Origin of the sequence: Bacillus sp. 179-C3.3 HS (assembly GCF_047229225.1) — a bacterium.
Lineage (GTDB): Bacteria > Bacillota > Bacilli > Bacillales > Bacillaceae > Bacillus.
This window is the reverse complement of sequence record NZ_JBFEFT010000025.1, coordinates 1-13,100: the sequence shown is the minus strand read 5'-3', so window position 1 is coordinate 13,100 and position 13,100 is coordinate 1. Positions and strand designations below refer to the sequence as shown.

Below are 13,100 nucleotides of genomic sequence, written 5' to 3'. Positions count from 1 at the left end.
AGCTTAAACAAGAAAAGACATCATATACTGTCAGTTTATACGGAAAACTTTTTTCGCATTTTCTGTTGTCAGTTCGGCAAGCTCTTCAAAACTAATTTCTCGCAATTCAGCTATTTGTTCTGCAATATATTTCACATAGCTTGGCTCATTACGCTTCCCTCTAAATGGAGTAGGTGTTAAATACGGGCAATCCGTTTCAATCAATAGCCGATCACTCGGAATTCCCTTCACGACTTCCTTCGGTTTTTTTGCATTTTTAAATGTCACAGGTCCACCGAATGAAATATAAAAGTTCATATCCATGCAAGCTTTTGCAGTGTCTAAGCTTCCTGTAAAGCAGTGCATAATGCCTCCAACTTCGGCGGCTCCTTCTTCCTTTAAGATCGTCACAACATCTTCCGTTGCATCACGATTATGAATAATGATTGGAAGATTCACTTCTTTCGCAAGAGCAATTTGACGTCTGAAGACTTCCTTTTGTACATCTTTTGGCGACTTGTCCCAATAGTAATCAAGTCCCATCTCTCCAATAGCAACGACCTTTTCGTGCTGGGACAATTCCTTGATCCAAGCCAAATCCTCATCAGTCATATCAATTGCATCAACAGGATGCCATCCAATCGCAGCATAGATAAATTCATATTCTTCAATTAATTCCATCGCTCTACTAATTGTAGGACGATCAAACCCAACAACTACGATTTTCTCAACCTTCTCACTTTTCGCTCTCTCTATGACCTGCTCTAAGTCTTCATTGAATTGTTCCGCATTTAAGTGGGCGTGTGTATCAAATAACATCATTCGTTGCTCCTTTCGACAAATCTTCTAAAAAACAAAAGGTGTTCGACGAAATGTTACACGTGGAACACCTTTGTTTTTTATAAAATTTTAGTTCCATTTGCGAGTGATTGATCTACTTCAAGAACCTGTAATTTACCGCCGGTTTCCCCAGTTAAAATCATTCCCTGGGAAATTTCCCCTCTTAATTTCACTGGTGTGAGATTCGCTACGCAAACAAGCTTTTTCCCTACGAGTTCATCTGGTTGATAATGCTTAGCAATACCAGAAACAATTTGCCTTTTCTCAAAACCAAAATCAAGCTGAAGCTTTAATAATCGATCCGCCTTCTTGACTGGGGCTGCTTCTAATACTTGAGCTACACGAAGGTCAACCTTCGAGAAATCATCAAACGCTATTTCCGCTCCCAACTCAGGTACTTCTGCATCTTCTATCTCAGACGATGTTTCATCTGCTTTAGGTGCACTGCCTTGCATTTTCTCTTTAATGTAAGCTACTTCTTCTTCCACTTCTAAACGTGGGAATAACGGCTCACCTTTTTGGACCGTTGTTTGTTGAATCGCACCAAAGGAAAGAATACTCTCCCAACTTTTCAGTTTTTCATCTTCAATGCCAAGCTGCTGGAAGATATGATGAGGTGTTTTCGTTAAGAACGGTGTTAATAGCACTGCTGTCATTCGTAGTGATTCAGATAAATGATACATCACAGAATGAAGTTCTTTTTGTTTCGTTTCATCCTTAGCTAATACCCATGGAGCTGTTTGATCAATATATTTATTGGTTCTACTAATGAGTGTCCACACATTTGAAAGTGCAACAGAGAATTCGAGGTTTTCCATTGCTTCTTCATAAGCTTTCACCGTTTGCGTCGCTACAGCCTTAAGTTCTTCATCAAACTCATTGACAGGGCCTTTGTAGCTACTTAACGTACCGTCGAAATATTTCTGCACCATGGCAACTGTACGATTAAGTAAGTTTCCTAAATCATTGGCAAGGTCATAGTTGACACGTTCCACAAAACCTTCTGGTGTAAACACCCCATCTGCACCGAACGGCACTTCACGAAGTAGATAATAACGAAGGGCATCAAGACCATAGCGATCAATTAATGTGACGGGATCTACAACGTTCCCTTTTGATTTAGACATCTTCCCATCTTTCATCAACAACCAGCCGTGTGCAAAAATTTGTTTCGGTAAAGGTAGATCGAGTGCCATTAACATAATTGGCCAATAAATCGTATGGAAACGCACAATCTCTTTCCCTACAAGGTGCACATTCGCAGGCCAATACTTTTTATATTTTTCATCCTGATCTGTTCCATAGCCGATCGCTGTTAAATAGTTGAATAATGCGTCAATCCATACGTAAATGACGTGTTTAGGATTATTAGGTACCTTAATTCCCCAATCAAAGGTCGTTCTTGAAACGGCTAAATCCTCTAAACCAGGCTTAATAAAGTTATTAATCATTTCATTCTTTCTTGATTCAGGTTGAATGAATGATGGATTTTTTTCGTAATGTTCTAGTAAACGATCCGCATACTTACTCATGCGGAAGAAATAGGACTCTTCTTTCACTAATTCAACAGGATGTCCACTGTCAGGGCTTTTCCCACCAATGATTTCGCCCTTATCATTTTTTTCGACATCCACGAGCTGTGTTTCCGTATAAAACGTCTCATCCGGAATACTGTACCAGCCTTCGTAATGATCTAAATAAATATCTCCTTGATCAAGTAACTTTTGAAAGACTTTCTCGATGATTTTTGTATGACGCTTTTCTGTCGTACGAATGAAATCATCATTTGAAATATCGAGTTTCTTCCATAATGACTTAATATCTGCGACAACGGGATCTAAATACTCAATCGGCGTAATATTTTGTTCTTCGGCTTTTTGTTGAATTTTTTGTCCGTGCTCATCTGTACCTGTTAAATACATCACATCGTAACCTTGAAGACGTTTATAACGTGCCATGGCATCCCCTGCCACAGTCGTATAAGCATGGCCAATATGTAATTTTCCGCTCGGATAGTAAATAGGGGTTGTGAGATAAAACGTTCTTTTCTTTTCCGGCATGTTGGAACCTCCTGCATGTGTATAAATGTAAAAAACTCCCGCCCAATGGACGAGAGCGGTATGAAAACTTCATTCAAATGTGTCGAGCTATTTATTGTTCACTTTTCTTACTCTATGATACCATCTTAGCCTTCAAGATCAAGCATATATACATACACCTAGATAAAATAATGGAAAAAGGTGCGTTTTTCAAAAAAAACGACAGAAAGGGTAAGTTTTTGTCGAATATTGTCGTATGCAATCTATTTCCATAATCTCTTTGTCTAATTTAGGGCGAAAGTCTCGTCAATCCGTTTTCGTCATTTAGCACAATTTCATGTAAGATATCCAAAAAATCCTTATAGATCAATAGTTTCAAGGTCTTTTGACTTTAGAAGTCATATTTTACAAACAATAGTAAACAAAATGATTGACGATTTATGGAAACCTTGTTATGCTATGAATGTAAGGAATTTGTCGAATAATGACGAAGATAATATTATATTAAGAATAAGAACTTCTTGGGAGGAGAATGAAGATGAAATCTACAGGTATTGTACGTAAAGTTGACGAATTAGGGCGCGTGGTGATTCCAATCGAACTTCGCCGCACATTAGGAATTGCTGAAAAAGACGCTTTGGAAATTTACGTAGATGACGAAAAAATTATCTTAAAAAAATACAAGCCAAACATGACTTGCCAAGTCACAGGTGAAGTATCAGACGATAACCTTAAACTTGCCAATGGTAAATTAGTTCTTAGCCGTGAAGGTGCAGAGCAAATCATTAGCGAGATCCAAAACCAAATTCAATCACAAAAGTAAGTTTATATAAAAAGGTTCTTGCACCGTTTGCAAGAACCTTTCTTTATTGTTCAATATGATACGCATCGTAGATGATCCGCTTTGGTACACTTCGCTCGACTGCGACACGCTTAATCGCTTCTTTCGATGTGAGACCTTCCTCTATATAATGGATCACATGTTCTTTTTCCGACAAAAGCTGCCACCAAGACTCTTCACTCGAATCATCATCTTCTACTTGATCATTTCCTTGTACCACGAGACAGAACTCTCCGCGAATTTGATGCTCGGCTGCCCACGCTAAGACTTGATCGAGATCCCCACGAATAAACTCTTCAAATTTTTTCGTAAGTTCACGTGTAATGGCAATGTTCCGATTTCCCCACACATCTTTCATGATGGTCAACGTCTCTTTTAAACGATGGGGCGCTTCGTAAAAGACAATTGTTTCTTGGCGTTTTTTCAATGCTTCGAGCTGTTTTTTCTTTTCTTTCTTCTGCCGATCAAGAAAACCGTAAAAGAAAAATGGCTGTGGTGCGATCCCTGACGCAATCAAAGCAGTCAATGCCGCATTTGCCCCAGGTAAAGGAACCACATACCCGCCAATACTCGTAAAGTCACGAACCACTTCAGCTCCTGGATCAGAGATTGTTGGTAAACCAGCATCACTTACAAGCGCAATGTTTTTTCCTTCTTTTAACCATTCAATCAACTTATGTCCACTGCTATCTTTATTATGTTCATGATAACTCGTTAACGGCGTATCAATTTCATATACGTGACAAAGCTTTTTCGTCTGTCTCGTATCCTCTGCCGCAATGACATCTACATCCTTTAATGTTTGTATGGCGCGAAACGTCATATCTTCTAAATTTCCAATAGGGGTTGGAACGAGATAAAGAATACCCATGTCAGATTGACCATCAAAGCTTTTCTGCGTCTTTAGCATGTGCCGCCTCCTTTTCCTTTTGCATATCTTCTATATAAATATCTTTCTTTTGACGTGTCCATGTTTTGAATCGATATTCCTGTTGCATGGCAGCCCTTTTCGTCGGAAAACATTCATGATAAAACAGCTCGACTGGGCGTCTCGCTCTTGTATACTTTGCACCCTTTCCGCTATTATGAGCTGTCAATCTTCTTTGCAAGTCATTTGTGTACCCTGCGTACAGACTACCATCTGCACATTTTAATACATAAAAATAGTGGTTATTCTTCTCCATATAGGATCGTCCTGATTTCCTTCGTATACTCTTGGTCTTCCCCATAAACAAAAAGGGGTGGTAGAATTTTCAGATCTGGTTTCCCATCTTTGATCCCCTCGACTAAGATGGTATTGGCTTCCTTCCCCTGCTTTGGATACACAAATTGAATCCGTTTTGGCTCTATTCGATACTTTTTCATCAATTCGATCATCTCAAGCAATCGTCCTGGCCGATGAACCATCGCCAATTTTCCCCCTTGCTTTAATAAGGTGGAGGAGACCCGAATGACGTCTTCTAATGTACAATGAATCTCATGACGCGCAATCGCCAAATACTCGTTTTCATTGATTTCATCCTTTGACGGTGTTTTGAAATAAGGCGGGTTACACGTAATCACATCAACCTTATGATTACCGTAGCGTTCTGGCATCTCATTCAAATCATCATGAATGAATTCAATCTGTTGTTCCAATTGGTTATACGCTACACTTCTTTTTGCCATATCATACAACCGTTCTTGAATTTCAACACCCGTAATCGAAGCTTTAGAACGAGTCGAGAGCAATAACGGTACTATGCCGTTTCCTGTACAAAGATCAATGATCTCTCCTTTTTGAATCGGGACATATGCGAATTTTGCTAATAATACCGCATCCAATGAAAAGGCGAACACTGTTTTACTTTGAATAATTTTCATATCTTCAGCAAGCAGGTAATCTAAACGTTCATCTTCTCTTAATGAAACCATGTTGTATCCTTTCTTTTCCTGTGAAAAAGGCTCCCGATTCAGCGGAAGCCTTTTCTCATTTTTTATTTAAGAATGACAGACAGAACAAACAGTCTCCTTCTTTACGAATGCTTCCATAATGCACATTACAAATATGGAAGCCCTCCTGATATAATCGAGCGAGGTTATCATGACCTTCTCCTATATCAGAATGACTTGGCTTATGTGCCGCTTCAGCATTCTCCGCTTCAGATGCTTTGTCTCGATCAGACTGATCCAGACGTTCACGCAAGTGCTGATTTTCCATCTGTAGCTGATGATTCTCTTCAATCACTTCACCAATATGATTTTTCAAATCACCTAGCTGGCGATAAAGAGAACCAATTTGTTCTTCTAAATTAATCACCGTATCAAATAGTTCCTTTTTATCCAAGGTGGCACACCTCGTTACTCAGTTGTTTGTGCAGATACAACGCCTTCTTGTAATAACTCTTCCCAAGTATATTCTATCACTTTTTCTTGTCCGATTAATTCAACTTGCAATATTCGTTCTAAAATGTTGAGCCCTACTACCTTTGCAGAGCCATTAGACGTCTGAATCGTTTCACCGATATCCGGTAATTGTTCTTTTGCTGATTCATACTCATCATTCTCATATTTCAAGCAGCACATCAATCGGCCACATAACCCAGAAATTTTCGTAGGGTTTAACGAGAGGTTTTGATCTTTTGCCATCTTAATCGACACAGGTTCAAAATCCCCTAAGAATGTCGAACAGCACAGCATTCGGCCACATGGACCAATACCGCCTAGCATTTTCGCCTCGTCCCTTACGCCAATTTGGCGAAGTTCAATTCTCGTTTTGAAAATAGATGCGAGATCTTTTACTAACTCGCGGAAATCCACTCTACCGTCAGCTGTGAAGTAGAAGATCACCTTATTTCGATCAAAAGTGAATTCAACATCGACGAGTTTCATGTCTAAGCCATGTTCACTGACCTTCTGAAGACATGTATCAAAGGCTGCACTCGCTGCTTCTTTGTTTTCCTCAACGATGAGTCGGTCTCGTTCATCTGCTACACGAATGACCTTACGTAGAGGGAGAACAACATCATGTTCATCTACCTTCTTATTGGCGATGACCACTTGTCCGTACTCAACCCCTCTAACCGTTTCTACAATAACACAACTATCATTTTCTATATGAAATCCATTTGGATCGAAATAATAGATTTTGCCCGCTTTTTTAAAGCGAACACCAATTACGTTGTACAAGCTTATCCCTCCTGCAACATCAACACCAATTGCTCCATCAGCCCTTGGGCATTCACGTTGGATTGAAGTCTCTTTTTCGCTTCTAATACAGCAAGGATCTGGTTTGTCACCATCTGCTGTGTGGAATGCAGCGCGTGCTGCTTCATTGTCTGGAATAAGTCTTGATAAATGACTTTATCTTCGTTTCCTATTTGAATCGACAATACATCACGATATATAAATAAAAGCATATCAAGACCCGTCTCTTGAAGGTCTTTCTCTTTGAAAAAGGGCATCCATTGATCTTGTATATAAAAAAATGCATGTTCTTTTCGGTGGTGTAAGACTTCATATAATTTTATCACTATCGCTCTAGACTCTGCAAACTCATCATTTCGACTTAATTCGAGTGCTTCCGATAAATTATTGGTTAAATTCGACAAAAGCCTTGCTAGGTGATGAGGTACATTTTCCTGTATAAGCTGCTGCTCCAAGGATTGCGGCTGCAAAGGCTGAAAACTAAGCATCTGGCATCTTGAAATAATTGTATCTAGCATCTTATGCGGTTGCTCAGTGATTAAAATAGCCATCGTTTCCCGATTGGGCTCCTCTAGGAACTTTAATAAACTGTTCGCCGCATTGACCGTCATTTTGTCCGCATGAAGAATAATATACATTTTTCGGTGCGATTCTACACCTGCTTTTGTAAATTCCTCCTGCAATGCCTGCACTTGTGCTTTTTTAATTGATTGGCCATCAGGCTGCACTACATGTAGATCAGGGTGGTTACCAGACTGAATCCTTTTGCAATTTTGACAGGTCTCACAAGGTGTTACCCCTGCCTCCAAACAAAAGAAACTTTTGGCCAAAAGCATAGCCGCATCTAGCTTTCCTGTCCCTTTTTTCCCTTCAAATAAGTAAGCATGTGCCAGTCGGTCTTTCTCAATACTATTAAAAATCAGCCGCATGACGCGCGGCTGCAATTCATTCATGTCATCCCAGCTAATTGCCATGTTATATCACTCTCTATGTGTAAAGGTTAATCAACAAACCTTTTATTTCTCCAATACGTTCAAGTAAATCAATAGAGGGTTTTTCTTGATCCATCATATCCTCTGTTAATTCAACAAGCTTTTCATCTAATGCTTTCACTAAAGCAAGTGTCCGCGTATTCCCATAAATATCAAAACTGCGCGAGGTTTCTATATTTAAACCATTATCTACTGTCTCTTTCACAAAGCGTTTGACAAGTCCTTTAAACTTTGCCAAATCCTTTAGATTTCGAGACTTTGTCAGCTTTCTGCCGAACACTTCAATATCACTCAACATGACCGTCAATTGTTCTAAACGCATTTTGCCGCTTTGGGTCTCCATAGAAGCTCTAAAAGAGGCAGTGGTCTGACTTCCTTTGGTCCCTTGTAGTTCCCGCTTTTCTAAAAGCAACCGCATGTCTTGATTAATTTTCACAGCAACCCATCCTTAAAATTGATGAAAGTGTTCAACTGGTAGAACAAAGACTGTGGCTCCACCAACTTCAACCTCAACAGGGTATGGTACGTATGAATCTGCATTCCCACCCATTGGCGATACAGGAGCGATCATTTGATCACGTTTTCGGCAGTTTTCCTTAATCAGTTGCAATGCTTTATCCACACGGGCATCATCACAACCAATAATGAACGTCGTATTTCCTGACTTTAAAAACCCACCAGTTGAAGCTAATTTTGTTACGCCGAAATGATGTTCAGTCAATATTTTCAACAATTTGCTGCTATCTTGATCCTGTACAACGGCAACAATTAATTTCATTTGATTGGCCTCCTTCATTTTAGGCACAGATGTCAAACGGATGTCTTCCTCTATATTATAACAACGATTGGGAATTAGGTCATATTTGATTTTTCTTTAATGTGTCCTGAATCAGTTGAAGTACTTCTTCATAGACGTTCTGCATTGGCCTCGATGCATCTACTACGCGAAAACGTTCCGGTGATTGTGCAATCAACAATTCATACCCTTCTCTCACCAGTTGATGAAAATTTAGTGTCTCCATGTCTAATCGATTTTTTTCTCTTCCTTGATTGGCATGAATTCGTTTCAACCCTTCCTCTGGTGAAATGGAAAAGTAAATGGTCAATTGCGGCATCGTGCCATTGATGGCAAATTCATTAATAGACCTTACTTCTTCAATCCCAAGGCCTCTCGCATGACCCTGATAAGCAAGGGAGCTATCTACGAAGCGATCACATAAAACAGTGTCTCCACGTTGTAATGCTGGTTCCACTTTCTCAGCCAAATGCTGTCTCCTAGCTGCAGCATAAAGCAAAGCCTCCGTTTTCGCATCCATTTTTGTATTCTTTTCATTTAAAATCACTTCGCGAATCTGTTCTGCAATGTCAATGCCACCTGGCTCCCGGGTCGCCATGACTGCATACCCTTGACGTTCCATTTCTTCATATACTTTTTGAATGACCGTCGTTTTTCCGGCACCCTCGGGCCCTTCAAACGTAATAAACATACCGCTCATAGTGTCTCCTCTTCTATATAAACATATAATTTCCCTTGTTTTATCTCTCGACTTGCTTGAACATGTACATCATGTTTTAGCAGACGGCGTAACGTCTCAATTTGATCCATTCTAATGCGCTCTCCCTTTATCATCAAGGGAATACCCGGTGGATAGGGAATCACCGATTCTGCACTGATTCGACCTTTTGCCTCTTCAAATGGGATAGCAACTACCCCTTGCATCTGCTGGTCGACTTGTATAGGCGCGGCTTCCTCCTGCTGTTGCTTCTTCCCTGCGAGCAAATGATCACTCTGCTCGAGAGCCTGCTCTATGGCTGTAAAAGGAACCTCTCTCATCTGTCCTAAACCAAAAACGAGTAACACTTGATGTTCATCCGCTAGTTCCGGGTGAACATCAACCGATTCCAGTATTCTCTTTAATTCATAGCCTGATAGCCCTCTAGTTGATCGAATGACACATTTTAATGGATCAGTAGAGAGCATGTCAGACTCCACCACTTCAATATGAGGAATACGTCCGAACTGCTCCTTTAGGCTTTCCAATCTTCTCAACATTTCGTCCATGTTTTCCTTTTTCATTTCTTCAACAAATGCCCTCGCCACATCTAACGAAGCCATAATCGGATAAGATGGCGAACTACTTTGAAGCATCGTCAGGTACGTTTTCACTCGCTTTGCATTGATTCGGTCTCCTTGAAGATGGAGAAATGAACCCATCGTCATCGCCGGAAGCGTTTTGTGTGCTGACTGTACCACCACGTCTGCTCCATAAGAAAGAGCAGATGGAGGGAATCCGCTACCTAATACAAAATGTGCACCGTGCGCCTCATCCACCAATACGAGAATGCCTGCCTCATGACAAACTTTCACCAAATTTGATATATCAGCTGCATGCCCATAGTAATTAGGATAAGTTAAGACAATGGCTCGGCAACTAGGATGCGCTGCAATCGCTCGTTTAACTGTTTCTTCCGTAACATGTGTTGGAACATGCAATTTCTGATCAACCTTAGTTTCTAAATATATTGGCGTAGCCCCTGCAAGCTCAACAGCATGGAAAACAGACTTATGACAATTTCGTTGGATGAAAATTTCGTCTCCAGCGTCACACGAAGCCATCACCATGGCTAAATTTCCAACCGTCGTACCATTCACTAGGAAAAAACTCTGATCTGCCCCATATAGATGTGCCAATAGTTCCTCTGCCTCTTGTATCACACCAGTCGGATGATGAAGATCATCTAGGCCCTCCAGCTCCGTCACATCAAGCTGAAGAAGGGGTGCATAGTAGGAACGTGCCTCATCAAAAAAGACATCTCCATTGTGATGTCCTGGAACATGAAAAGAATAAGGCTTCTTTTCTGCATGTCGTAATAATGCTGTATATAAAGGTGTTTTCAAACAAATCGGTCCTTTTCACTTAAACATTGTCTATCTCTATTATAACGCTCAAACAAGTGAACTGAAAGGTGGATTCTCATTCCTTTATTGGTTTGTGAACGACCAATTTTTGCTCTGCCTCATTCATACTATTTTTCAATTGGGCACGCTCTTGGATTCCATGCTCTTTGACTTGTAACGTCTCCTGTAAGGTTTCCGCTAATTGGCGTTGTACCTCTTTCAATGTATCTATAGTTGTTGAAGGAGTATGTTCAAGAAACTGTCCTTGGTGCTTTGACACAGTTTCATATGTTTGCTGAATCCGCTTCTCAAGATTTGCATTGGCACGCTGTTGAACATGAGTTAAAGCAATAGACATTTGGTTCACCCATAAAGGAATGGATGCAGTGACAGTCGATTGAATATGATGGGCTAACGTATGATTGGTATGTTGAATCATTCGAATCTGTGCATTACTTTGGAGAGCAATTTGCCGACTTAACAGCAGGTCATACTTACGTTCCTTCAACCTCTCCATATATTCTTCAGCATCCACTTCACGACTCATCCATTGTTCCTCTAAAGTCCGATCACCAGCGTGCATAGGGCCAGGTTGTGCCAATTTGACTTCAATTGCTGCTACCTGTAAAGTCATCTCTTTAAAAAACGCTTGATTCTCTTCAAATAACCGATCTAATAACTTATGGTCAGAAATCAATACACCCCGTGCATAACGAAGCCTCGCCGATAGTCTCTCTATTTGAGCTTGTGCTTGTTTAAAACGAGATATGATCTCTTGTGTAGAGCGCTTCTGTCTTTTAAATAATTTAGAAAAAAGACCTTGTTTCCTTGGCAGCAAATCCTCGGGTTCTACTAAATATAATTGTGCCAAAAAGGTCTCAAGCACATCTCCTATTTGATCAATATCCTTTTTCTCAACATACTGCATCATTTGCTGTGACTGCCCCAATAACTGCTCCTGCACACGTGTTCCATATAAAAGCAGTTTGTGTGGATTGTCAGGTAACCTGTCCGCACGCTGCCTTGCTTCTTGTTTTTCCTCATCAGATAAAGTATCAAACACCTGAAGCAAAAGATCTGTAGTGGATGCATGTGAAGGTTGTGTCGCAAGATCTTCAGGTTTCATGTGTCTGACCCCCTCCATCTATTTCTTCATCATCTTATCTGCCACTTCAAGCTCAATATGAAGGGCTTCAATGTCTCTGCCTAAAATTTGTTGCAAATCATTCGTCAATTGCGTTTGTAGCTCTGTCAACGTCACTCGCGTTTGACTCAGTGTGATCTCAAGGTCGTGACTGCGGTTAGGTTGATTATAAAGCAGTGCATACTTTTCCGTTAATTCAACGACAGAATCCAAACTTTCGAAATAAAATCGCTGTGCATCATAAAAACGATTCGGCTCTTTCTTCGTAATCGTATAAATTCTTCGTGCAAGTCGAAGAATTTCATAGTTATGTTTGATGGTCTTGACATTCTTGACAGCAAATAAAGCCTTCTTCAAGCGAATCAACTTTTGTCCTGCTTCTTTCAAATGCTGTTTGATATATACATAATCACTGCGAGACAGTCCGTGCTTCTTTAGAAACACCTGATGTGCAATCCATCTACTCCCAACAAACACCATGCCCCATCCAATAAAGGAATACAGGATTGATAATCCGACATGGTGATGGAAAATACCGATACTAACGATCAAAATCAAAAACGAACAAAAACTAGAAATTAAGGCCCATATAAATGCGGAAAAAATTGATTTCATTTCATCGACTCCTATAAATAATCAGGCTCTATGTTTATCTTATTATTTATTACGGTTGATGTCCAAACTAAGTTTCTAAAAACAGGCCCAATCTAAAATAGCTCATAAAAAAAGACCACCTAATGGTCTATGAATACAAAGGCGGTGTATGGAGATTCTTAAGCTTTTTCACATAGTCTGCATAGGTTGGATCGGAGGTCGATGTGGAAATTAACTTTCGCTCACAGCCCTGGCATAAAAACTGATGATACAAATAAATCCCCTTAGTCTTTTTTTCTTCACAAATTAAACAAATCGCTTCCCGCTCTTTTCTGCTCATTGTGACACCTCCACTTATAGCTTCAGTATGCCCAAGCTCTTTCAATTGTATACAAAATTAAGAATGTTTCAGATGGTAGTTTAGTATATGTGTCCACATGGAATCGGGTGTTTGTTCCCTTCTCAAAAACACAAAAAAGACCAGTTCCAAACGGAACTGATCTTACGAAAAGCTTGGCGACGTCCTACTCTCACAGGGGGAAGCCCCCAACTACCATCGGCGCTGAAGAGCTTAACTTCCGTGTTC

The 13,100-nt window shown here is 40.2% G+C and carries 16 protein-coding genes; 1 reads left to right on the top strand and 15 read right to left on the bottom strand.

Features of this window, described 5'->3' with window-relative positions:
- Positions 1 to 30 precede the first annotated feature (30 nt).
- Both AB1K80_RS14325 and metG read right to left on the bottom strand, forming a co-directional pair.
- Positions 31 to 798, bottom strand: a complete 768-nt coding sequence (locus AB1K80_RS14325) for a TatD family hydrolase (RefSeq protein WP_412857395.1) — start codon at positions 796 to 798, stop codon at positions 31 to 33.
- 80 nt (positions 799 to 878) lie between these two features.
- On the bottom strand, positions 879 to 2,879 hold the full coding sequence (gene metG / locus AB1K80_RS14320; RefSeq protein ID WP_412857394.1) for a methionine--tRNA ligase: 2,001 nt from the start codon (positions 2,877 to 2,879) through the stop codon (positions 879 to 881).
- 511 nt (positions 2,880 to 3,390) lie between these two features.
- Here metG and AB1K80_RS14315 point away from each other — a divergent pair.
- Positions 3,391 to 3,681 carry an AbrB/MazE/SpoVT family DNA-binding domain-containing protein gene (locus AB1K80_RS14315; protein WP_412857393.1) on the top strand — a complete coding sequence of 97 codons (291 nt, stop codon included), beginning with the start codon at positions 3,391 to 3,393 and terminating at the stop codon, positions 3,679 to 3,681.
- Positions 3,682 to 3,724: 43 nt separating this feature from the next.
- On the opposite strand, the gene rsmI is transcribed toward AB1K80_RS14315, so the two are convergent.
- From rsmI to AB1K80_RS14250, 13 genes are all read right to left on the bottom strand, one after another.
- A complete protein-coding gene (gene rsmI, locus AB1K80_RS14310; RefSeq protein ID WP_412857392.1) occupies positions 3,725 to 4,609 on the bottom strand; it encodes a 16S rRNA (cytidine(1402)-2'-O)-methyltransferase in 885 nt (294 codons plus the stop codon).
- On the bottom strand, positions 4,584 to 4,883 hold the full coding sequence (locus tag AB1K80_RS14305; protein WP_412857391.1) for a GIY-YIG nuclease family protein: 300 nt from the start codon (positions 4,881 to 4,883) through the stop codon (positions 4,584 to 4,586). Before AB1K80_RS14305 ends, rsmI begins: the two co-directional genes overlap by 26 nt.
- Complete coding sequence (locus AB1K80_RS14300) at positions 4,870 to 5,613, bottom strand: tRNA1(Val) (adenine(37)-N6)-methyltransferase (RefSeq protein WP_412857390.1); 744 nt, start codon at positions 5,611 to 5,613, stop codon at positions 4,870 to 4,872. Before AB1K80_RS14300 ends, AB1K80_RS14305 begins: the two co-directional genes overlap by 14 nt.
- A gap of 55 nt (positions 5,614 to 5,668) precedes the next feature.
- Positions 5,669 to 6,025, bottom strand: a complete 357-nt coding sequence (yabA, locus tag AB1K80_RS14295; protein ID WP_412857388.1) for a DNA replication initiation control protein YabA — start codon at positions 6,023 to 6,025, stop codon at positions 5,669 to 5,671.
- A gap of 14 nt (positions 6,026 to 6,039) precedes the next feature.
- Positions 6,040 to 6,867 carry a stage 0 sporulation family protein gene (locus AB1K80_RS14290; RefSeq protein ID WP_412857387.1) on the bottom strand — a complete coding sequence of 276 codons (828 nt, stop codon included), beginning with the start codon at positions 6,865 to 6,867 and terminating at the stop codon, positions 6,040 to 6,042.
- Between the two features lie 2 nt (positions 6,868 to 6,869).
- Positions 6,870 to 7,859, bottom strand: a complete 990-nt coding sequence (holB, locus tag AB1K80_RS14285) for a DNA polymerase III subunit delta' (RefSeq protein ID WP_412857386.1) — start codon at positions 7,857 to 7,859, stop codon at positions 6,870 to 6,872.
- 13 nt (positions 7,860 to 7,872) lie between these two features.
- A complete protein-coding gene (locus AB1K80_RS14280; protein WP_412857384.1) occupies positions 7,873 to 8,313 on the bottom strand; it encodes a YaaR family protein in 441 nt (146 codons plus the stop codon).
- Positions 8,314 to 8,325: 12 nt separating this feature from the next.
- A complete protein-coding gene (locus tag AB1K80_RS14275; RefSeq protein WP_412857383.1) occupies positions 8,326 to 8,655 on the bottom strand; it encodes a cyclic-di-AMP receptor in 330 nt (109 codons plus the stop codon).
- Positions 8,656 to 8,734: 79 nt separating this feature from the next.
- Positions 8,735 to 9,373: a dTMP kinase gene (gene tmk, locus AB1K80_RS14270; RefSeq protein WP_412857381.1), complete on the bottom strand. Its 639-nt coding sequence runs from the start codon at positions 9,371 to 9,373 to the stop codon at positions 8,735 to 8,737.
- The gene (locus AB1K80_RS14265; RefSeq protein ID WP_412857380.1) at positions 9,370 to 10,776 is read right to left on the bottom strand and encodes an aminotransferase class I/II-fold pyridoxal phosphate-dependent enzyme; all 1,407 of its coding nucleotides are present in this window, start codon (positions 10,774 to 10,776) and stop codon (positions 9,370 to 9,372) included. The genes tmk and AB1K80_RS14265 overlap by 4 nt, the downstream gene beginning before the upstream one ends.
- A 76-nt stretch (positions 10,777 to 10,852) precedes the next feature.
- Entirely contained in the window at positions 10,853 to 11,902 is a 1,050-nt protein-coding gene (locus AB1K80_RS14260) for a toxic anion resistance protein (protein WP_412857378.1), read from the bottom strand.
- Between the two features lie 18 nt (positions 11,903 to 11,920).
- Positions 11,921 to 12,535, bottom strand: a complete 615-nt coding sequence (locus AB1K80_RS14255) for a 5-bromo-4-chloroindolyl phosphate hydrolysis family protein (protein WP_412857377.1) — start codon at positions 12,533 to 12,535, stop codon at positions 11,921 to 11,923.
- Positions 12,536 to 12,662: 127 nt separating this feature from the next.
- Positions 12,663 to 12,854 (bottom strand): sigma factor G inhibitor Gin, encoded by a 192-nt coding sequence (locus tag AB1K80_RS14250; protein ID WP_412857375.1) that lies wholly within the window; start codon positions 12,852 to 12,854, stop codon positions 12,663 to 12,665.
- Positions 12,855 to 13,100 lie beyond the last annotated feature (246 nt).